The 19,414-nt window shown below is 61.5% G+C and carries 30 protein-coding genes; 12 read left to right on the forward strand and 18 right to left on the reverse strand.

What is annotated here, in order from left to right:
• The first annotated feature begins 132 nt into the window (after positions 1-132).
• Positions 133-810 carry a class I SAM-dependent methyltransferase gene (locus tag C2R22_RS22770; protein ID WP_103428126.1) on the forward strand — a complete coding sequence of 226 codons (678 nt, stop codon included), beginning with the start codon at positions 133-135 and terminating at the stop codon, positions 808-810.
• A 27-nt stretch (positions 811-837) separates the two neighbouring features.
• Here C2R22_RS22770 and C2R22_RS22775 read toward each other — a convergent pair whose 3' ends face one another.
• The gene (locus tag C2R22_RS22775) at positions 838-1,428 is read right to left on the reverse strand and encodes an AsnC family transcriptional regulator (RefSeq protein WP_103428050.1); all 591 of its coding nucleotides are present in this window, start codon (positions 1,426-1,428) and stop codon (positions 838-840) included.
• Positions 1,429-1,559: 131 nt separating this feature from the next.
• Between C2R22_RS22775 and C2R22_RS22780 the strand changes: the two genes are divergently transcribed.
• A complete protein-coding gene (locus C2R22_RS22780; RefSeq protein ID WP_103428051.1) occupies positions 1,560-1,757 on the forward strand; it encodes a heavy-metal-associated domain-containing protein in 198 nt (65 codons plus the stop codon).
• A gap of 99 nt (positions 1,758-1,856) precedes the next feature.
• Here C2R22_RS22780 and C2R22_RS22785 read toward each other — a convergent pair whose 3' ends face one another.
• From C2R22_RS22785 to C2R22_RS22810, 6 genes are all read right to left on the reverse strand, one after another.
• Positions 1,857-2,621 carry a plastocyanin/azurin family copper-binding protein gene (locus tag C2R22_RS22785; protein ID WP_103428052.1) on the reverse strand — a complete coding sequence of 255 codons (765 nt, stop codon included), beginning with the start codon at positions 2,619-2,621 and terminating at the stop codon, positions 1,857-1,859.
• 12 nt (positions 2,622-2,633) lie between these two features.
• Positions 2,634-3,365: a class I SAM-dependent methyltransferase gene (locus C2R22_RS22790; RefSeq protein ID WP_245903084.1), complete on the reverse strand. Its 732-nt coding sequence runs from the start codon at positions 3,363-3,365 to the stop codon at positions 2,634-2,636.
• Positions 3,366-3,387: 22 nt separating this feature from the next.
• Positions 3,388-3,699 carry an SHOCT domain-containing protein gene (locus C2R22_RS22795; RefSeq protein ID WP_103428053.1) on the reverse strand — a complete coding sequence of 104 codons (312 nt, stop codon included), beginning with the start codon at positions 3,697-3,699 and terminating at the stop codon, positions 3,388-3,390.
• Positions 3,696-4,115: a DUF302 domain-containing protein gene (locus C2R22_RS22800; RefSeq protein ID WP_103428054.1), complete on the reverse strand. Its 420-nt coding sequence runs from the start codon at positions 4,113-4,115 to the stop codon at positions 3,696-3,698. Before C2R22_RS22800 ends, C2R22_RS22795 begins: the two co-directional genes overlap by 4 nt.
• Before the next feature lie 212 nt (positions 4,116-4,327).
• Positions 4,328-4,687 carry an SHOCT domain-containing protein gene (locus tag C2R22_RS22805; RefSeq protein ID WP_103428055.1) on the reverse strand — a complete coding sequence of 120 codons (360 nt, stop codon included), beginning with the start codon at positions 4,685-4,687 and terminating at the stop codon, positions 4,328-4,330.
• A gap of 40 nt (positions 4,688-4,727) precedes the next feature.
• On the reverse strand, positions 4,728-5,060 hold the full coding sequence (locus C2R22_RS22810; RefSeq protein ID WP_103428056.1) for a hypothetical protein: 333 nt from the start codon (positions 5,058-5,060) through the stop codon (positions 4,728-4,730).
• Between the two features lie 329 nt (positions 5,061-5,389).
• On the opposite strand from C2R22_RS22810, the gene C2R22_RS22815 reads away from it, so the two are divergent.
• Both C2R22_RS22815 and C2R22_RS22820 read left to right on the forward strand, forming a co-directional pair.
• Positions 5,390-6,130 carry a DUF4396 domain-containing protein gene (locus tag C2R22_RS22815; protein ID WP_103428057.1) on the forward strand — a complete coding sequence of 247 codons (741 nt, stop codon included), beginning with the start codon at positions 5,390-5,392 and terminating at the stop codon, positions 6,128-6,130.
• 340 nt (positions 6,131-6,470) lie between these two features.
• Complete coding sequence (locus C2R22_RS22820; protein ID WP_321169928.1) at positions 6,471-7,265, forward strand: potassium channel family protein; 795 nt, start codon at positions 6,471-6,473, stop codon at positions 7,263-7,265.
• A 54-nt stretch (positions 7,266-7,319) separates the two neighbouring features.
• Here C2R22_RS22820 and C2R22_RS22825 read toward each other — a convergent pair whose 3' ends face one another.
• Together C2R22_RS22825 and C2R22_RS22830 are read right to left on the reverse strand one after the other, a co-directional pair.
• Positions 7,320-7,907, reverse strand: coding sequence for a helix-turn-helix transcriptional regulator (locus C2R22_RS22825; RefSeq protein WP_103428059.1), 588 nt, complete (start codon positions 7,905-7,907; stop codon positions 7,320-7,322).
• A gap of 131 nt (positions 7,908-8,038) precedes the next feature.
• Positions 8,039-9,439 (reverse strand): permease, encoded by a 1,401-nt coding sequence (locus C2R22_RS22830; protein ID WP_103428060.1) that lies wholly within the window; start codon positions 9,437-9,439, stop codon positions 8,039-8,041.
• 239 nt (positions 9,440-9,678) lie between these two features.
• Here C2R22_RS22830 and C2R22_RS22835 point away from each other — a divergent pair, with 239 nt between their 5' ends.
• Positions 9,679-10,194 carry an SRPBCC family protein gene (locus C2R22_RS22835; protein WP_103428061.1) on the forward strand — a complete coding sequence of 172 codons (516 nt, stop codon included), beginning with the start codon at positions 9,679-9,681 and terminating at the stop codon, positions 10,192-10,194.
• 125 nt (positions 10,195-10,319) lie between these two features.
• Here the strand turns inward: C2R22_RS22835 and C2R22_RS22840 are convergent, their stop codons facing one another.
• Positions 10,320-10,721: a CopG family ribbon-helix-helix protein gene (locus C2R22_RS22840; RefSeq protein ID WP_103428062.1), complete on the reverse strand. Its 402-nt coding sequence runs from the start codon at positions 10,719-10,721 to the stop codon at positions 10,320-10,322.
• Positions 10,722-10,820: 99 nt separating this feature from the next.
• Here C2R22_RS22840 and C2R22_RS22845 point away from each other — a divergent pair, with 99 nt between their 5' ends.
• The 4 genes from C2R22_RS22845 to C2R22_RS22860 all read left to right on the forward strand — a co-directional run bounded on the left by C2R22_RS22845 (position 10,821) and on the right by C2R22_RS22860 (position 13,730).
• A complete protein-coding gene (locus C2R22_RS22845; RefSeq protein WP_103428063.1) occupies positions 10,821-11,642 on the forward strand; it encodes a hypothetical protein in 822 nt (273 codons plus the stop codon).
• A 121-nt stretch (positions 11,643-11,763) separates the two neighbouring features.
• Positions 11,764-12,336: a DoxX family protein gene (locus C2R22_RS22850; RefSeq protein WP_103428064.1), complete on the forward strand. Its 573-nt coding sequence runs from the start codon at positions 11,764-11,766 to the stop codon at positions 12,334-12,336.
• 120 nt (positions 12,337-12,456) lie between these two features.
• The gene (locus C2R22_RS26730; RefSeq protein WP_245903085.1) at positions 12,457-12,756 is read left to right on the forward strand and encodes a hypothetical protein; all 300 of its coding nucleotides are present in this window, start codon (positions 12,457-12,459) and stop codon (positions 12,754-12,756) included.
• 71 nt (positions 12,757-12,827) lie between these two features.
• Positions 12,828-13,730 (forward strand): universal stress protein, encoded by a 903-nt coding sequence (locus C2R22_RS22860; protein WP_103428065.1) that lies wholly within the window; start codon positions 12,828-12,830, stop codon positions 13,728-13,730.
• Between the two features lie 34 nt (positions 13,731-13,764).
• Here C2R22_RS22860 and C2R22_RS22865 read toward each other — a convergent pair whose 3' ends face one another.
• The 7 genes from C2R22_RS22865 to C2R22_RS22895 form a co-directional block, all read right to left on the reverse strand.
• The gene (locus tag C2R22_RS22865; protein WP_103428066.1) at positions 13,765-14,169 is read right to left on the reverse strand and encodes a helix-turn-helix domain-containing protein; all 405 of its coding nucleotides are present in this window, start codon (positions 14,167-14,169) and stop codon (positions 13,765-13,767) included.
• Positions 14,170-14,335: 166 nt separating this feature from the next.
• The gene (locus C2R22_RS22870; protein WP_103428067.1) at positions 14,336-14,932 is read right to left on the reverse strand and encodes a hypothetical protein; all 597 of its coding nucleotides are present in this window, start codon (positions 14,930-14,932) and stop codon (positions 14,336-14,338) included.
• A 9-nt stretch (positions 14,933-14,941) separates the two neighbouring features.
• A complete protein-coding gene (locus C2R22_RS22875) occupies positions 14,942-15,313 on the reverse strand; it encodes an SHOCT domain-containing protein (protein ID WP_103428068.1) in 372 nt (123 codons plus the stop codon).
• A 2-nt stretch (positions 15,314-15,315) separates the two neighbouring features.
• Entirely contained in the window at positions 15,316-15,717 is a 402-nt protein-coding gene (locus tag C2R22_RS22880) for a DUF302 domain-containing protein (protein WP_103428069.1), read from the reverse strand.
• Between the two features lie 71 nt (positions 15,718-15,788).
• Positions 15,789-16,064, reverse strand: coding sequence for a DUF7521 family protein (locus tag C2R22_RS22885; protein WP_103428070.1), 276 nt, complete (start codon positions 16,062-16,064; stop codon positions 15,789-15,791).
• A 3-nt stretch (positions 16,065-16,067) separates the two neighbouring features.
• Positions 16,068-16,352 carry a DUF7521 family protein gene (locus C2R22_RS22890; protein WP_103428071.1) on the reverse strand — a complete coding sequence of 95 codons (285 nt, stop codon included), beginning with the start codon at positions 16,350-16,352 and terminating at the stop codon, positions 16,068-16,070.
• Between the two features lie 2 nt (positions 16,353-16,354).
• Complete coding sequence (locus C2R22_RS22895; RefSeq protein ID WP_103428072.1) at positions 16,355-16,705, reverse strand: transcriptional regulator; 351 nt, start codon at positions 16,703-16,705, stop codon at positions 16,355-16,357.
• Positions 16,706-16,821: 116 nt separating this feature from the next.
• On the opposite strand from C2R22_RS22895, the gene C2R22_RS22900 reads away from it, so the two are divergent.
• Positions 16,822-17,457: a cupredoxin domain-containing protein gene (locus tag C2R22_RS22900; RefSeq protein ID WP_103428073.1), complete on the forward strand. Its 636-nt coding sequence runs from the start codon at positions 16,822-16,824 to the stop codon at positions 17,455-17,457.
• Between the two features lie 73 nt (positions 17,458-17,530).
• On the forward strand, positions 17,531-17,965 hold the full coding sequence (locus C2R22_RS22905; protein WP_103428074.1) for a hypothetical protein: 435 nt from the start codon (positions 17,531-17,533) through the stop codon (positions 17,963-17,965).
• Here C2R22_RS22905 and C2R22_RS22910 read toward each other — a convergent pair.
• Positions 17,955-18,458 carry a hypothetical protein gene (locus C2R22_RS22910; protein WP_245903086.1) on the reverse strand — a complete coding sequence of 168 codons (504 nt, stop codon included), beginning with the start codon at positions 18,456-18,458 and terminating at the stop codon, positions 17,955-17,957. The two genes, C2R22_RS22905 and C2R22_RS22910, sit on opposite strands and share 11 nt — an antisense overlap.
• Positions 18,459-18,643: 185 nt before the next feature.
• On the opposite strand from C2R22_RS22910, the gene C2R22_RS22915 reads away from it, so the two are divergent.
• Positions 18,644-19,312: a hypothetical protein gene (locus tag C2R22_RS22915; RefSeq protein ID WP_103428076.1), complete on the forward strand. Its 669-nt coding sequence runs from the start codon at positions 18,644-18,646 to the stop codon at positions 19,310-19,312.
• The last annotated feature ends 102 nt before the right edge of the window (positions 19,313-19,414 follow it).

Here is a 19,414-nt window from a genome sequence, read left to right on the forward strand (position 1 = left end):
AAGGCGAGTAGCCAGTAAAAAATCCCGAGACAGAACGACAATACGTCTCGGTATCCAACGGTGTGTCGTGATGACTCTCGCCATAGAGTATTCTTCGAACGCCGTCAGGGCACTCGTTCGCGGTGAGTGTTCGTGACTGCTCGCCACCGCGGTCAGCGGTTATACGACTGGTGGAGTAGACACGACAGGGCGTTCGGCCTGTTGTACGAGCTGGCGTTCCTGGGTGGAGAGCAATCGTTCAGAGACCAGAGCGTCGAGGCGTTGGCGCTCGATGCGGGCGATAACGTACTCGAGCTCGGCTGTGGTCCGGGGAACTCGTTCGCGGCGCTCCACGAGCGGGTCGGTGAAACGGGACACGTCGTCGGCGTCGACTACAGTGCAGGGATGGTCGGACGAGCGAGACGCCGGGTTCGACAGGAAGGGTGGAAGAACGTCGACGTCATCCGCGGTGACGCGACGACACTCGGTATCGAACCTGACTCGTTCGACGCCGTCTACGCGGCGATGTCGCTGACTGCTATGCCCGACCCCGACGCCGCCATCCGAGAGGCGTTCACAGTCCTCCAGAACGGCGGGCGGATCGCCGTCCTCGACGCACAACCCTTTCAGGAGTTTCCGTGGACAGTCCTCAATTCGCTCATCGTCCCCATCTCGAAATGGACGACGAACTGGAACGTCGATACCGATGTCCAGCGGGCACTGCGGGAAACGTTCGACTCCGTCTCAATCAGCGCTTCGAACGGCGGGACGGTCTTCATCGCACGCGGCCTGAAACAACGAGACGACCGGACACCAACTAAACGAGAGTGACAAACTTCGGGACGGTACCCCGGTCTGTTAGGCGCCCTCTTCGAGGCGCTGATACTGCTCTTCGAATCGGCCGCGACACGAGCCACAACAGAAGTGATAGACGTCGTCGTCGATTCGGGTGGATTCACCTTCGCTGTCCACGGTGTTCCCACATTCCGCGCAGGTGATGGCGAATTCGGTGCCATCGAGCGAGGGCGTCCACTCGAGGTCGTCGACGAGCGTCACCGAGTAGTCGGTCGGTGGGAGATCGTCGAGCATACCGTCGATCCACCGCCGGACGTTCTGTCCCTCGGCGCGGCCGTAGACCCATATTTTCCCCTCTGCCGTGACGAAGAGATGTTCGACGCCGTCCGCACCGCTGAGTCGCTCGCGAAGCGCCTCGGTGGCGTCGGAACTGTTCTCGAACTGGACGAACACCGGCACGCCGGCACGGAGCTGCGCACGGTTCACGTCGACGGTGAACCCGTTGATGATTCCAGCCTCCTGCAATCGTGTGACACGGTCGGAGACGGCTGGCCCTGAGAGGCCGACCGTTTCACCGATGTTGCTGAACGGGCGACGGGCGTCTTCGGCCAACAGCGAAAGGATCTCCATATCGGTCTCATCCAAATCGCGCATATCCTCCGTAGGCGGCCCGCACCACAATACTGTTTCCCATATTTTACTTTCGAACAGCAGCTGCACCGGGGCAGATTCTTTGGATTCGAAGCAGTAACTGACAAAGACGTGCCGCTCATACGTGTGGCTGTATGACGCAGACGATCACCGTGGAAGGCATGACCTGTGAGCACTGCGAGCAGACCGTCGAAGAGGCCCTCGAAGGCGTGAGTGGTGTCACGGCAGCGAGCGCCGACCGCGAGTCGGAGTCGGCGACTGTCGAGGGGACCGTGGATGCAGACGCCCTCGTCGACGCGGTCAACGAGGCTGGCTACGACGCCTCGGCCTAAGAGTGGCCTCCCAGTCGTACTGGTCCCGAGTGGTACCGACTCGGGAGACATTCGAGAGCCGCCAAAGGAAGAGCTACGATGCTGGGTCGAGACGCAGCCCTAGTCTTCGAGTTGTTTCTTGCGTTCGTCGAACTCTTCATCGGAGAGCTCACCCCGTGCATAGCGTTCGTGGAGGACCTCCATCGCCGAATCGGTGGTTGATTCCGCGCCTCCGCGTTGCGTGAGCCAGTAGACGGCTCCGCCGGCGATGCCGAGGAAGCCGAGTAGCCCGCCGAATACGCCCAACAGCGAGCCACCACCGCCTATGCCGGTGCCACCCATCCCACCATCTCTTCGTCTACCCATTCCGCCGCCCATCCCGCCAGAGCCCATCATCCCGTCGTCGGAGCGGGGGCCGTCACCACTCGATGAGTCCCCGTACGGAACGGCGCCTCGTTCGACGATGGTGTCGCTCGATGGGACGTCACCGTCCGGGATGGGCCGCTCCTCGGCGGGGCCACCGGGCTGGCCGACGACGACCCGACCAACCATCCCGATGGTCTTGTGGGGGATACAGTAGTAGTCGTAGGTACCGGGCGTTTCGAACGTGTGTTCGAAGCTGCCGCTGGAGATCGTCCCGCTGTCGAACGGGGTTCCATCGGTTGGAATCCGATCCTCGTAGGCCGTCGCCGAGTGCGCACCAGCGGCGATTTCGAACCGGACGGTCGTCCCTGGCTCTACGTGCAACCCAATGGGGTCGAAATAGTTGTTGCCCATCTCCACGACGGGCGTCTGCTGTGCGGTTGCCGTTCCTGTGAGCCCCCCGCTTGCGACGGCACCGGTGCCGAGCAGCGTGAGGAACTCTCGTCGATTGGATTCAGTCATAGGTTTGCTGGGTTATCCCGGGATCGATACCAGCGGAAGGCTGTCGAACACGCGGTGCCACGGTTTCCGAGACGTTTCCTGAGAGACGAGTGTTCCACGGACGAACGGGGCCACCAGCGGGATCCCGATCTCCAGTGTATCGAACTCCGTCATCTCGAAGCGGTCGTGGTTCCGGAACATCGTTACTGTATCACGATTGAGGTTGCATCCCGCCGCGCCTCGACGCCAGATGGGGTTCACGATATCCTGAAGACGCGCGAGCAAGCCATCGGCGTGGACGTGTTCGAAGAACCGGAACTCGCCGCCTGGTTTGAGAACACGGGCAACCTCGTCGAGTGCGGTCTCGACATCCGGGATCGTACAGAACACGAGTGACGTGACGACGACGTCGAACGAGTCGTCGGCATACGATAACGACCCCGCGCCGTCGGAGCGAACCTCGATATCGAGACCGAGGTTCGTCGCTCGTTCGACCGCACGGCGACGCATATGTGCATCGGGCTCGATTGCGTGGAGGTCTATCGACGGGTTATGGGCGAGCGAGGCCTCGAAATATGGGAACATCGCCCCGGTTCCAGCGCCAAGGTCGAGGACGGCGCCGTGGAGATCCGCGGCGAGATACTCGCGGTGGTCTTCCAACAGCACTCGCTCGGCGTGAGCCATCACCGGATCGTAGACGGCCGCGAAAAACGGGTGCGATGGGTTGGGTTTGGTGGTCGTCATCGTCGGCTTGTTTGGACTCATCGAAGGTGGTCTTGGTCGTTGGTTATCGCTCTTCCAGTCGCTGTCTTCGCTCTTCGAACTCCTCGTCGGAGAGTTCACCCCGTGCGTAGCGCTCGCGGAGGGTTGCGAGCGCGGAGTTCGGCGACTCCGACTTCTCGCGATTTCTCGCTGCGTAGTAGAGGACGCCCACGACAGCGATCAGGAGCAACGGCCAGAGGAACATTCCTCCGCCGAACATCCCGAAGCCGCCATACCCCATCATCCCGCCACCCATCGCGAGGAGCGGGAGGACGACGAGCGCACCGATGACCAGGAGGATGATCGTCATCGTACTGGTCCCGTTGTTCGTGGTCATTCGCTCTCACCTCCGGTAGCGAACTGCTCGTTCACCGTTCCGAGCACCCGCTCGAAGCGGTCGTGGACATCCGCCCCGATGTCGTCGAGCTCCGGGTTCTCCGTGATGCCAACGAGCTGTTGTGGATCGACGGCGCTCACCACGATGTCTCCGTCGTCCGCCTCGTAGACGACGACGTTACACGGAAGCAGCGCGCCGAGGTCGGGTTCTGCAGTGAGGCCCTCGTGGGCGAGTGGTGGGTTGCAGGCACCGAGAATCCGATACCGGTCGGTTTCGACATCGAGCTTCTCTTTCAGCGTCGTCTGTACGTCGATGTCACAGAGGAGGCCGAACCCTTCGTCCTGTAGCGCAGTCGTGACTGCGGCGACGACGTCGTCGAACGGTGCATCGATTCTGGTGGTGATAGTGTACGTCATGCTGTTGTGTGGTGTGTTGGTGTTCGTTTTCAGGTCAGACTGTGAGGCCGCGTGCTCTTGAGTTGCCGTGTATTTTCTTCACAATACTCTCTACTCCTCCGAGTGTCATAACCGGCCGAGTCGATTTGCTGAGTCAGCAAATCTCCCGCAGTTACATTGGATACCACGGACCGAGTCCAGTACCGTAGAATAGGGGAAAACTGGGCTGGCACTCACTGAGACAGTGACGCTCGCCGGGACTCGAACTCCTCGTCGGAGAGTTCCCCTCGGGCATAGCGCTCGCGGAGCTCCGCGAGGGCCGTGTCTCCTCGGTCGGTCCCGTTTCCGCGTCCGACGCCGTAGACGAGCGCCAGGACGAGGCCGATCAGGAGCAGCGACCAGAGGAGCATCCCTCCGCCGAGCATCCCGAAGCCGCCGAGGCCGCCTATACCGCTCCAACCGCTGCCCATCATCCCGCCGCCGTAGCCGCCACCGTGTGCAGCGGCCGTCCCGCTCGCACCGACGAGTAGCGGGACAGCGACGACTGCAATCTTCAGTCCGTTCCGCCGCAGGGTTCCGAGTTGTGAAGTCATGATTTCGTGGTTCGCTGATACCGTGTGTGTTCGTCCGATACTATACCCGACACGAGAGGAGGGTCGGGTCAGCAGTGACCGTAGCTGCCCATTCCCCGTAGCCGTTCATGTCGCTGTTATCGGCCATGTCCTGGCCCATCTCCTCGACGGTCACGCCCATGTGCGACTCCATCCACTCGGTCGCACCGGGACCCATGTGTTCGGTCATCTGCGCGTCCATCCAGGTGGCCCACTCCGCTGCGGTGCCGTTGTACGGGGGCGCGTCGTCGGCAGTCGATCCCTCGCCGTGTGCGCTGACCACGGGCGCGGCGAACGCGAGTCCGATGATCGCAAGCGCCACGAGCAGCCAGCGTCCGAGTTTGAAGGTAGTCATTGTCGTTCTCCTCGGTTACTCGTAGGACTGCCCGGGAGTTATCGACGTGGGTGTGAACCCGCACGGGAGAACGTTCGAGAACGTGTATAGGGCGTTCTAATCGTTTATCGCGGACAAACTCGTTCATCAGCGGCGAATTCAGGCATCTCAGTCGGTGGGTTCGGACAGCCGGCCGAGGTTCGGATACCAAACACGCAACCGTGGCTGAATTGTGCTCGCTAGCCACAACTCCATTAAACGAATCCCGCATAGTATTACACACCGAGACGCCAGCACCAGTACCGGCCTCGTGCGCCGCGCATCATACTTCGTATTCTCGAGATACACCGATGCCACTGGATCAACTCGTCACGCAGATCGAACGGGCGTTCGACCCGGCACGTGAGCTCTTGGTACCGATCCTGTCGGACCCGATGGTCGTCGCCGTGTGGGTGCTCCTCGTCGGCGCGTCCGTCGGAACCCTCCTGTGGGATATTCGGAACCGTAACCAGGCGCTGCCGTCGATGATGAAGGGCGTCTGGACGCTCGTCGCCCTCTACTCGGGACCGCTCGGCCTCGGCCTCTACTGGTACGCGGGGCGAACCCAGATCAGCACCGACTCACTCTGGCGGCGCGGCGTCCGCTCCACCGCCCACTGCTACTCGGGCTGTGGGGCCGGCGAAGTCGTCGGCATCACGCTCGCGCAGGGGATTCTCGCGCTGACGGTCGGCTGGGTTGCTGCCATCACCTTCGGGTTCGCGTACCTATTCGGCTACGCGCTGACGGTCGGCCCGCTGATGCAGGAGGGCGTCGCGTTCTGGGAGTCAATGAAAGACGCTCTCTACAGCGAGACGCCCTCGATTACGATCATGGAGGTCATCGCCATCGGTGCTGATCTCCTGCTCGCCTCGGAGGCCCACATGGGTGATCTCCTGTTCTGGATGGCACTGGCGTTCTCGCTGTCGTTGGGCTTCCTCGCCGCCTTCCCCGTGAACGTCGCGCTCGTCAACTTCGGGGTCAAGGAGGGGATGAAGAACCCGGCCGAGATGAGGAGCGATCAAACCGAGGGACAGGCACAAGCGGCCGACTGACGCCGCTCCGATTGCCGGTCGTCGCGGTGAGGAACGAACATCCGCCGGAACACAATAGAGGGCGCGGACCTCTCTCGTAATCGTTAGAGGAAAGCCTCGGTAGCCACGTCTGTTAAATAAGTACTCCTCGATGACTCCTGCATATCTCGTCACTGGTCTCGTCTTGCTCGTCCTCGTTGTCGTCGATTTTCTCTGGACGACTCTCTGGGTCGAGGGGGGCGCAGGACCACTCACGAGTCGAATGATGACCGGAGTGTGGGGCGGGCTTCGCCGGCTCGGCGTCCGACGCTCGTGGACTCGGACACTCGCAGGCCCGGTAATCGTTCTAGTCGGGCTGGTGATGTGGATCTCGTTACTCTGGGTCGGCTGGACGCTCGTCTTCGCCGGTGGCGAGCACGCGCTAATAGATACCATCGACGGCGATCCGGTTTCGTGGGTCGAGCGTTTCTACTTCGTCGGGTATTCGCTCTTCACGCTAGGGAACGGCGAGTTCATCCCGAGAGATGGTGTTTGGCAGATCGCGACCGCGTTCACCACCGCGAGTGGAATGCTGTTGGTCACCCTGAGCATCAGCTACGTCCTCGCGGTCCTCGACGCAGTAACACAGAAACGGTCGTTCGCGACGGGCGTGAGCGGGCTCGGGCTCCGGGGCGAAACCGCCGTCGTGGAGAGTTGGGACGGCGACTCGTTCGAGGGCGTCGAACTCCCGCTCAACACGTTCACCGCCGAACTGAACGAACTCACGACGAACCACAAGGCGTACCCGGTGCTTCACTACTTCTACACCGAACAACGGGAAGCCGCTGCCGTCGCCAGTATCGCGACCCTCGACGACGCGTTGACGCTCTGGCAATTCGGCGTTCCGGCGGAACATCAACCCAGTCGAGTGGTGCTCGTGAACGCTCGCGCTGCTGTCGGGAGCTATCTCGACACCCTCGGCGAATCGTTTGTGACCGAATCGGAGACGGTTCCCCCAGCCCCCGACCTCTCCGTCCTTCGTGAATCGGGTGTTCCGACGGTTTCTGACGAAGCGTACCGTGACTCGATGGACGAACTGAACCCACGGCGGCGAGCGTTACTCGGTGTCGTGGAAGCCGATGCGCGTCAGTGGCCGGGACCCCAAGAAAAGGAATGAGAGGTCATCTGCCGCCCTCGAAGGGAATACAGTCCAGAACCGCGGATGCCACGCTCACCGCTCAGCCAGCTCGTCGCTCGGGTAGATGCGATAGGTTCGACCCTGCCGTTCGCGGTAGAGCAGCCCTCGCTTCTCGAGTGCGGTCACGGTCTGGCTGACCTTGCTCTTCGAGAACTCGGATCTGTCTCTCAGTTCGATCTGCGTGAGACCGGGCGAAGTGAGCACGGGTTCGAGAACGCGACGCTCGTCTTCGGGCAAGAGATCCAATACACGAGACCGTGGGTTGGCTTCGGGGTCGATGGAGTCTTCGTCGGCGGAGTCGACCGTCGGTTCCTCCTGAGGCTCCACAGTAGCAGTGTCCGACGGCTCGGATGAAGGCGCTCCAGTGGATTCTGACTCGGGGAGACTGTCACGGACAGTGAGATACAGTCCCCCAACGACAGAAGCGACGAGAACGGTGCCGAGAACGTACCAGAGCGGGTTCGTCCCGTGGACAGACCCCATCGATGTCCCCATCATCGAGCCCATCATCTCGTCGAGTGCCCGCTGCTGTTGGTACGCCTGCCAGCTGAGTGCCCCGCCGACGAGCACGATGGCCGCAACGAGGATACCGACCACGCGGTCTGCTCGTCGACGGTTCATCCCACCCACCTCGGTATCAGGCGGCTCGTCATCATATCTATACCTCGGCTCGCACGGTCTGTAGCAGTTTTGATTCGACTGTGCAAACCCGGGTCGGAATAGCACGAGGACCGTCCCACGAGACAGTACAGCTAGTGATCGTGGCTCTGTGAGGATGCTGGGCCAGCGATTCGTGGCTGTTCCCCTGCGAACTTCTCGGGGCGGTCTTCGAACGACCGCTTGCAGCGTTTCGAGCAGAAGTAGTACGTCTCGCCGTCGTGCGTGAGGCTGGGGCCGCTGTCGTCGGTTCGCATCCCACAGACCGGATCGCGGTATTCCCCGGGGGCGCCCAGTCCCCGACGATAGACGTAGAGCAAGAACCCCGACAGGGCGAACGCGATGAGATTGAGGTAGAACGTGTAGTTGAGTTCGAAGTACGTCTGCTCGGATGCCGTCTGGCCACCCGCGAGGTTCGGGACGATATCGAGCGCGTCGAACAGCACCTCCATCAGGAAGCCGGAGAAGGCCATCGTGACGAAGAAGACGCCGAGGATGTAGGCCATAACCTTCCAGCCGTAGTACTTCCGATAGACGTTCAGCACGGGAATCGTGATGAGGTCGGCATAGACGAATGCAATGACACCGGCGAAGCTGACGCCACCGCCCCAGAGCGCGACCGCGAACGGGACGTTGCCCATGCTCCCGACGAAACTGAGTACGGCGATTGCCACGCCCATGACCGCGTTCTCGGCGCTCACGAGCAGGCCGTCGCCCTGAATGAACAGCGTGTTCCAGACCCACTGCGGGACGAACACGATGACGAATCCGGAGATGAGAAAGCCCGCGACGATGTCCGTCCAGATCATCGACCACTCCTTGCGGTACTGGTTTCCGACCTTGTACCAGCCGCCCCACGAGAGGAGTTCGTCGCGCCAGCCGCCACGACTCGATATCTCCTGCTGATACGTCTCCAGACACCCTTCCGAGCAGAACTTCAGCGTCTCGCCACCGTCAGTCACGACCGAGTACTCGTCTTTCCCCTCCATCCCACAGGTCGGGTCCTCGGTGACGCCCTGGTCGTAGTCACGCTGACTGAGTTCCTCGCGAACGTTCTCGAAGAGGTTCTCCGGGAGCGTCAGATGGACGATGAGCGCCATCACGGCGATGAGAATGACACCACCGAGAAGTTCGGCAACGAGGAACTCCCAGCCCAGCAGGATGAGGATCATCAGGCCGAGTTCGACGATGAGGTTCGTCGAGGCGAACATGAACGCGAGGAAGTTCACCGCGTGCGCGCCCTTCTTGAACAGTCCCTTGCCGATGGCGACGGCGCCGAAGCTACAACCACTGCTCGCCGCTCCGAACACCGTCGCCTTCGTGAGCCCCTGCAGGTCACCATCACCGAGAACCTCCGCCATCCGTTCTTTCGAGACGTAGACTTGCACGAGACTCGTGATGACGAGTCCCATGATGATCGCCCACGCGGCAGTCCAGAGAAAGCCGATCCCGATCCGCAACGATTCGAGAATGCCGTCGACGAGCGTGGCCTGCATACGTAAACCATCACAGGCATCGACTTTTGCGGTTTCTCTTAGGAATCTGAAGTCCGAGGCGTGTTCTATTGAGGTCCCGAAACAGGACACGCGTGGGGAACAAAGGATAGTTTGTCGAAAGACATACACGACACCGCTCCACCTTCGATTCACAGAAACCGCCCGACGCATTCCTACGATTCGAGCCAGATACTGCGATAAGACGAGACGCCCTACTCTCTAACACGGAGGCAAGCCCTATGTACGTCACCGATAACGCGGAAATCGTCATCGACGCATCGCCCGAGGAGATCTGGGAGTACGTGACCGACCCCGACAACTGGACGGCGTCGAATCCCGAAGAGCACTACGGACTCGAGTACAACACGCCCGACAACCGCCCGCGTGAAGGGGCGACGTTCCAGCAACGAGAAGAAGTCGCCGGGATGTACGCCGATCTGCACGGTCGGTTCCAGTACATCGAGTATCCGACCGTGGCGGTCTGGACGGGGACGGCGTACTATCCGATGCTCCGCGGGCTGGTCACCGTTCGAATCCCCGAGGGCGGCACGATTCGTCTCGATAAGACCGACGACGGCACCCGGATGTCACATGCGGTCTGGATGGATTTCCCGAACTCCCGGCGCGGGCGTCTCCTGAAGTGGTTGTTCACGACCGCTCTCGACGGAAAGGCGAAACTCTACGATCACACGAACAAGGAGCTCGTCTTCTTCAAAGAGCGGCTGGAATCCGCAACTCCGATCCGGACCGCGTAGGTTGCGGACCACAGTATCTCTCGGCTATCGGTAGATGTGTTGATGGTCGTGCGTACGACGCCGGTCGGAACATCCTTCGGACGTGCCGTCCGGTTCCCGACACGCGTACGGAGTCGACACTGCCCCTATTCCTGATCGCTCACGGGCTGGAGGAACATCACGTTCACACGGCCGACGGCATCGAAATCGCGGAGGTGATAGACCAACTCTCGAATCCGCGCTGCCGAGCCAGTACAGAAAATCGTCTCCAGACACCAGTCTCCGTGGTGCATATGCTGCATCGTGTTAATCACGTCCTCGAAGTCGTGTTGGACCGTGTGGAGATTGCCGATGACGAGGGTGTGTTCGTAATCGAATGCAATCGTTGCTACGGCGTCGCCGTCGATCGCTTCGAGCTGGGTGTGGCGCTCGGTGTACTCCTGGATCGCTTCACGAACGGCACGAGACCGCGATTCCATACCTTCCGCTTTCCACGTCTCGTCGAACGCATCTAGTACCTCCTGTGGGATGTTGAGACTCGTACGCATAGCGGCAGTTCGGCTCCTGCTAACTTATGAACGGTTATTACGCCCTCCCCGAATCGACCATAACAGCCGTTAACCGCCAGACTGCCCTTCTTTCAGACGATGTTACACGGCGAGGCGTTTGGGCTTCTACTCGGGGCAGTGCTGCTCGGAGCGATCCACGGTATCGAGCCGGGACACGGATGGCCGGTCGCCGCCACCTATGCGCTCGACCAGACGAACAAGTGGTTCTACGGACTCGCTTCGAGTTTCATCCTCGGCATCGGACACCTGATCAGCAGTCTCGCGATGGTCGCCGTCTTCTTCTATGCGAAATCGTATTTCAATCTCACGCAGATCAACGAACCGCTCACGATCCTCGGTGGGGTCCAAATCGGCGGTCCGGTGAGTCTCGTCGCCGGTGTGTTGCTCATCCTCCTGGGTATCCGTGAGTACACAGGTCATTCACATGGCGACGGTCATTCCCACGACGCGGCGTCGCACGACGATGGACACGAGGACCACGACCACGAAGGCGAATCCCACGATCACGGCAGTCACTCGGAGACCGATTCTGGGCTGTACGGTCGGCTCAAGGGTCTGATCACGAGCGGGGGGCATTCCCACGGCCATTCGCACGATGAGCGTGACGAAGCGGCCGACCGGGGACTTCTCGGAATCGCCTGGTTCGCGTTCGTCCTCGGATTTGCCCACGAGGAGGAGTTCGAAATCATCGCTCTGTGTGCGGGCTCGGACTACTGTCTCGAGCTGATGAGTGCGTACGCGATAACGGTGATTTTCGGTATCGTTAGCTTGACGATGCTGTTGGTTGCCGGCTACGAGAACTACGAGGAGAAAGTCGAACAGTATACCCCGTATCTCCCACTATTCTCGGCAATCGTGTTGATCGTGATGGGGCTCGGATTCATCACAGGATTATTCTGAGCCAGTTCAACCGTCTCTGGCTATCCGTTCACTTTCGATTCGAAGAATATCACACCCGAAAAGTCGTATTGGCATAAGAGCAATCGAAATAAATCATGGGCGTGTCATGTCTAACTGAACTATGTCTACGACAGAAACGCTCGAAACGGAACTCTTCGGTCGCTCGGTCACGTTCGACTACTCGGAACACTGGGTTGGCTACTCGCTGTTCCTCCTCCGGATCGTCATGGGCTGGACGCTCTTCCAGGGCGGCGTCACGAAACTCGTCACGTACCTCGATTCGGACCCGTCGAACAACTGGACCGCCGCCGGCTTCTTGATGAACGCTGTCCCCGAGGGCAACCCGTTGATGGGTTTCTGGGCGAGTATGGCCGGCAATCCGCTGATCGACCAGCTGAACATGTGGGGACTCACGCTGACCGGGTTGGCGCTCATTCTCGGCGCGTTCGTTCGGTGGAGCGCCTTCTGGGGTGCCGTGATGATGCTGTTCTACTGGCTGGCGGCCCTCACCGGCGGACTGCTGGCTGGCTTGCCGGTCGCTCACGGCTGGGTCGTCGACGACCACATCGTGTACGCCGTTCTCCTGTTCGGCCTGGGCGCGTTCGGTGCAGGTCGAATCCTCGGCCTCGACGCCTACCTCGAACGACTCGATGTAGTCCAGTCCAATCCGTGGCTGCGCTATTTCCTCGGGTGAGTACGCGAACTGGATCCCTCTTTTCGTCTCTTCTACAGAGACGTGCCCATCCACCTCTCGAACGGTCGCTTTCGAATCGTAACAACAATCGCATTGAACGATGCCCCCGTATCTCTAGTCATGAGCACGACGACCAACGCCACCAACCGTGCCGAATCGTCTCCGGGACCGATCCGTGAACTGAACCCGATTGCACTCGCCTCGGCCGGAGCCATCGTTGCAGCAGCCGTGATGGTGCTGCTCGGCGTCTTCGGCGCCGTCGGCGTCTACGAGGGTGCCGTCCGCATGATGGAGCAGTGGCACCTGTTTTTCGAGCCCACGGTCGTCGGCACGGTCGCGGGCGTGATCGAGGCGGTCATCATCACGTTCGTGTTCACCTACAGCGTCGCGTGGCTCTACAACGTGTTCGCCCAACGGTAGCGGCTGCATCGAGTCGGAGCCGACCCTCGTAGTATCGCCAAAAACGGCCACCAAAATCGGCAACACAACGCATGTACGACCACATCCTCGTTCCGACGGACGGAAGCGACCACGTCGAACCGGCTGTCGAGTACGCGCTCGACCTCGCACAGCACTACGACTGCACCGTTCACGCGCTCCACGTCGTCGATAGCTCGCCGGTCGAGCGAAAACTCGAGCTGACCGCTCTGGACGACGAGTCACTTCCCGAATCGTGGCACGCCGCCGGCGACGACGCCACACAGCGGATCGCTGATCGGGCGATTAACAGAGGGGTTCAGGCCAAGACGGAAGTTCGTCGCGGCATCCCCGCCCGTGAGATCGCATCGTACGTCGACGACAACGACATTGACCTCGTGAGTATGGGAACGCGCGGGCACACCGGCCTCGACCGCCTCCTCCTCGGCAGCGTCACGACGCGGATCGTCCGAACCCTCGACGTTCCCGTGCTCTGTGTGAACGCGCGAAAAACCGATCCAGCTACTGAACCGCAACAACCCGTACAGTTCGACGACGTTCTCGTGCCGACTGACGGGAGCAAACCGGCACAGGCCGCCGTCGCCCGAGCCGTCGATATCGCACGAACCTACGGTGCGACGCTGCACGGCCTCTACGTCGTCGACCGGCGTGCCTACGCGTCACGGCCGGGGAGTACGTGGACCGACCTCCAGCAGGTGCTGGAAGATCACGGCACGAACGTCCTCGAAGAGTTGGAGTCGAAGGCCGAAGAAGCGAACGTCCCTGCAGTAACCGAGGTCCGTCACGGGGTCCCCCATCGGGCGATACAGGAGTATGCAGCCGATACTGACGTTGACCTCATCGTGATGGGAACACACGGCCGATCTGGCCTGTCCAGACAGCTCATCGGAAGCGTCACCGAGCGGGTGCTCCGTAGCTCTGATGTGCCGGTGTTGACGACCCGACGCTCGGGATAGCCACTCACTGCCGTGCTGGCGCTACGCGACGAAGCTACTGTTCGACGGCAGCTGATTCCGGAACCGACCCCTCGTACTGGTCGCGGAACTCTCCGATCAACTGTCCCATCTTGGCGTACCAGTCGTTGAGCAGGCGCTGCATCTCGTTGGCGATCTCGTCCGGGTCTGTCGGTCGGTAGACGTGGTAGTAGCCGCCCTGCTCGTAGTTTATCTGCGTCTTCTGCACGAATCCCGTCTGCATGAGCCGTTGCACTGACCGATACGCCGTCGACCGTTCCCGGTCGATTCGCTCGGCAACGTCGTCGACGGTCAGCGGTTCGTCACTCTCCGTCAGCAGTCGGAACACGTCCTTGTCGAGTTCCTTCAGCCCGTGAAAGCACTCCAACAGGCCGTCGCAGGTCATATCCTGCCGAAGAAGTTCGCTCATCGAGTTCGCCATACGGCCCGATAGGTCGTTCGGGCGAAAAAGCGTTTGTATGAACGAGGCAATACTATGCTCGTCTGGTTCGGTCGCGAACGGGGACCCTTGGTCGAGTTTCTGAACGTCTACATCTCGGGAGCGGGGACGATCCGCCGTCCGCGTCAAGCGGCCCCTCAGATCCCGCTCACCGAACGACGAATGCGCCGTCGCGTTCCATGTACGGGTGACCGTATCCGCAGTCGGTGAGACAGCTAAGCGTGTAATCCCCGCGCTCGGAAGCTCTCAGCCGGGCGGTCGTCGGGGTGGTCGCATCCGCCGGGAGCGGAATCGGATGCAGCATCATCCCACCCATCCCGCCGCCCATGTTTCGACCGGACGGCATCACGGCGAGGCTGTGGTCGGGATAGCGCTCGTTCGCGTCTTCGAGCGCGTCGTGGAAATCGCCGGTCGTGGGAGCCGGAATCCGGTCTTCGTTCCGTTCCTCGAGCGTCTCGTGGTCAGGAACACCCTCGCGGACGGCCGACGGCAGGGCTCCCAATGCGGTCTCCGCGCTCGTGTTGAACGCCACGACGTCGACGACAGTGCCGCGGTCGAAGGCCCACTCTTCGCGTTCGGTGCCAGTCTCGTCGAGGAGGACGAACCCCCAGTGGTACGACCCGACGTAGACGGTGACGTCGGCGTCACCATCGCTCCCAGGGAATCCGGGAGAGACGCAACCGGACAGCGCTGCGACCGCACCACCGGCCGCTAGCAGAAATTCACGGCGGCGACGGGGAGTCATCGTGAGAACTCACTCATCGGCTCGGAGTTTCGACCGTCGCGTTTCGAACTCCTCGTCGGAAAGGTCGCCCCGGGCGTAGGCGATGCGAAGTTCCTCCAGCGCCGAATCGTGTGACTCCCGCTGATTCAGCAAACGACGAGCGAGGACGTATCCCCCGCCGAGCAGGACGAGCAGGAAGACGAGTTGCAGGCCGAAACCGACGAGCCCGAAGCCGCCACTTCCACCGTACGGACCACCTGTCATGCCACCGAAGCCACCCATCCCGCCGTAGCCCATCATACCCATCCCACCGAACCCCATCATCAGGACGGGCCAGAGTACGAGCACGCCCAAGAGGACGAGTAGTATCGTCGTGAGATCGCGCTGATTCGCGTCTGACATCGTCAGTTCCCCGCTCTGTCGACGGCGGTCAGCACGCGCTCGAATCGCTCGTGAACCTCCTCAGCGACCGAGTCCAGTGCCGGGTTGTCGGCGACGCCGACCAACTGTTTGGGGTCCACGGCCCGAACGGCGATGTCACCCTCGTCGGTCTCATAGACGACCACGTTGCACGGCAGGAGCGCACCGAGACCGAGCTCCTCTTCGAGCGCGTCGTGTGCCAGCTGCGGATTACACGCGCCGAGGATGCGGTAGTTGCGGAACTCCTCGTCGAGCTTCTGCTTGAGTGTCTCCCGAACGTCGATGTCACAGAGGACGCCGAACCCTTCGTCTTCGAGCGCCGCGACCGTTCTCTCGACCACGCTTTCGAACTCCCCATCGAGCGTTGTTTGGAGTGTATAGGACATTCTATGCAATATTGTACGGGCACGGTTATATCGGTTGCGTCGTGATGAGTGACAACACATTACGGAGAGAGCTACTGCCGGAGCGAGAACAGCAAGACGAGGAAGCCGAGCCCGATTGCGACCGACTCGATGATGTGAACGACGGCAAGATCAAACCCGGCGAACTCGAACAGCACGCCTTCGAGAAACACGCCGAGGGTGATGATACCGAACCCGAGCGTTGCGTTCCGCATATACGGGGTTCCCGTTCGCCGGTACGCTTGGAGACTGTAGTAGGTGATAAACACACCGAGCACGAGGACGAGCACTCGCACGAACACGAGGATCGCCGTGACCGTGTCGACCATCGATTATCCCCCCATTTCCTTCGAGCCACCGTACAGTGCGTACAGGATCGTGAGCATGCCGACGGCAACGATCCCCGTGGCGATGGCCGCGGCATCGGACAACGGAAGCCCAATCACATCGAACAGGATGCCTTCGATGACGGCACCGAAGCTGACGAACACGAAGCCGATGGCGACGTAGAGCAATGGCTGGCTGTGATTGCGACGGTAGCCCCGGTAGGCCTGATACGCGATCAGGAACCCGAGGACCATCGTGACGAACTTCGCGATGATGAGTTCAGCGTGCATGGTTACTCGTTTCTCATTTCGTCCCAGATGCGCGTGAAGCGGTCGGCGGCGTCCTCTCGCAGTTCGACGCGAACGTCGAACCCCGACTCGAGGAGCTGGACATCGACGCGGTTGAGCTGGGCTTCGTACTCGCTGTAGTGGTGGCCGTCGGGGTCGACGTGCGTGTGCTCGGTAAGCAGGTCGTGCTCCAGTAGTGTGTTGACCCGGCGGGACACGGTCGAGACGGACATATCGCACTCTCGGCTAAGCGCCTTCGCTGATAGTCGCTCTCGACGCGTCGCCTCGAGGATCGCGCGTGCATAGTCGTCGTCGAGGATGGCGAAGATCGCCGAGGTGTCCCGCTCCTCGCTCACAACATACCTTCCTTCGGAGGAGTATATAAAGAAACGCCGATTTGCTGACCCAGCAAATCTGCGTGCCGGTCTATATGACCAGCCTGTGTAGGCTCACGTGCAAGGTGACCGATGCTATGACCGACTCACTCACGCGGCGACGGATGCTTCAGGCGACAGCTGGCGTGGCGGCCGTCGGACTCGCAGGCTGTACCGGGGCGCAAAACGACGGTGGCGGGTCGACGACCGAGACGCCGACCGACGAATCGGAGTCGGGACACAGCGACGAGGAGAGCGGACACGACGACGGAGAAGACGGACACGACGAGGCGGTCGGTGCGCCGAGTGACACCGCCGAGGTCGCGATGATCACCGAAGACGGTGGCTACCACTTCGAGCCGCACGTCGTGCGGGTCAACGTCGGTGGAACCGTCACCTGGACCAACGAGAGCGGGAGCCACTCGACGACGGCCTACCACCCCGACAACGACCAGCCCCAGCTCGCCCCCGACGGCGCTACTGCGTGGGACAGTGGTATCGTCTCCGAGCAGGGGGCGACGTTCGAGCACACCTTCGAGACCGAGGGCGTCTACCACTACTATTGTACGCCCCACGAGACGCTCGGAATGATCGGCAGCGTCATCGTCGGCGAGCCCGACCCCCACGAACAGGTCGCCCTCGAAGAGCCGCCCGCCGACAAGCCCGAGAAAGTCCGTGAGAAGCTCGCCGAACTCAACGAGATGGTCAGCACGGCACTCGGTGACGACCACTGAGACTGCGCATTTCTTGAGTTCTCGGCTGTAGGGTCACAACTGGCTATTGTCGTCGAGAGGGAATGAGAACCGTATGGACTGGAGACAGGCAACCGAGTCGTGCGCTCCACCCGTTGCCGTCTGGGTGTTGATGGCTCTCGTTGGCGTGCTCGGAATCTCTGGCGTCGCTGGTGGTGGCCAGTTCGTACTCGCCCCGTCGGGTGACATCATCGGGCTCTCGACGACACTCCTCCGTGGATCGCCGTTCGAGAGCTTTCTACTGCCCGGCATCATCCTGTTCACGGTGCTAGGTGTCTATCCGCTGGTAGTCTTGTATGGGCTCTATCGTGGCTCTCGGTGGGCGTGGCCGGCGGCCCTCTCCGTCGGCGCAGCCCTCATCGTCTGGGTGCTCGTCGAAGGCGCCATCATCGGCTTCGGGAAACGATTCCAGTATCCGCATCTGGTACAGGGGATAGCCATCGTCGTGCTCGCTCTGCTCCCCTCGGTTCGAGCGTCTCTCAGCGGATGAGGAGATTGTACCCGATGTGCGCCAGCGCGAGTCCGAGATAGCCGAGCGCGAGGAGTACCACAGTTCGCCGGGAGAGCGACGGGACACCGATTTCACCGGTCCCGTGTATCCGTTCACCAAGAGCGTACGCGAACCGTCCGGCGACCAGCGCGAACGGCAAGTGAACGAACACCAGCGGGAGGACGAGCGAATCGAACTGGGCAGCCGTCTCGAAGCGCGTCAAGTACTCGAGTTTGAGCACGAGTTCGAGGACGGCGACGGTGAGCCCGGAGCTTACGGCGGCGAGGAACCCCTCGGTCTTCGAGAGGAGCCGGCCTCGCCAGTAGCTCCACGCGTAGAACGTGAGGATCAGCGGGACGAGTCGAACGACTCCCTCCTCGACGAGCCCGACCAGTAGGGCCCACGTCGTGACTGGCGTCACCCGAAGGAGAGCAAGCTCGAACAGGTAGGCCAGCCAGACGCCGATCCCGGTTACGACGGCGCTCACGGCCATGATGCCGACGAGTGACCGATATCGATACATCATAGTTCACAACGGCGCGTGTTCAGATACTCGGAGAGCAACTGGGATATGCCTACCCGTCCCGGAGCGGCTCATCCCAGCGAAGAGAATTTATTATTGCATGGCTGTTATTGACTAGCGTAGCTTTCGATCAAACTCCGGGTGATACACCGTCCATGCCTCCCGACGACTCCACCGGCACCGGAATCCCGTCCGAATCTGAGAGCGATGTCGTCGGTCGGATCGAAGAGACGGTTCTGTCGCGGCGGGGATTCCTCGCCGGCCTCGGTATCGGGGGCATCGGCGGGGCCGGTGTGGCGTTCGGACTCACGCGGTCGGGAGAAGGATTCCAGTCGTTGGCGACGCTCGCAGGCAGGGCAGCGCTTCCCGCTGGCGTCCGGTACTATCTCCCGGCAGTCGACGCCTCCGACGGCGGGCTCGTCGTCCCGATCGAGTTCGAGTTCTCGGCGGGCAACGGCGAATTGTTCGTCGACTTGGCGGGCGTCGAGGTTCGTCACGACCTCCAGCTCGCACTTCGAGAAGCGAGGGAGACGGCGACCCGGCTTACCGGCGGTTCGCTCGCCGAGACGGCGACCCGTGTCACGTTCGAACCGCCGAACGCCGACGTACTCGCACTCCGCGGCAAGAGCTGGGAGGCCGGGCTCACGGTCGCCCTCGTTGCCAGCCTCCGCCAGCAGCCACTCCCCGAGAGACGCTCATCACGGGCATCGTCGACGACGAGGGGACGCTGCTACCGGCCGGGGGAATCGAAGCGAAAGCCCGTGCAGCGCGAGCGTTCGGCGCGAGCGAACTGCTCGTTCCTGCTGGCGACACTTCGGACGTAGCGATTCAAGGGATTCGTGTGGTCGAGGTCGGGTCGATCACGGCAGCAGTCGGCCGTATTCTGTGACTATCGACGACAGTACACACCCTTTCGGGGGACGATT

Origin of the sequence: Salinigranum rubrum (assembly GCF_002906575.1) — an archaeon.
GTDB classification, from domain to species: domain Archaea; phylum Halobacteriota; class Halobacteria; order Halobacteriales; family Haloferacaceae; genus Salinigranum; species Salinigranum rubrum.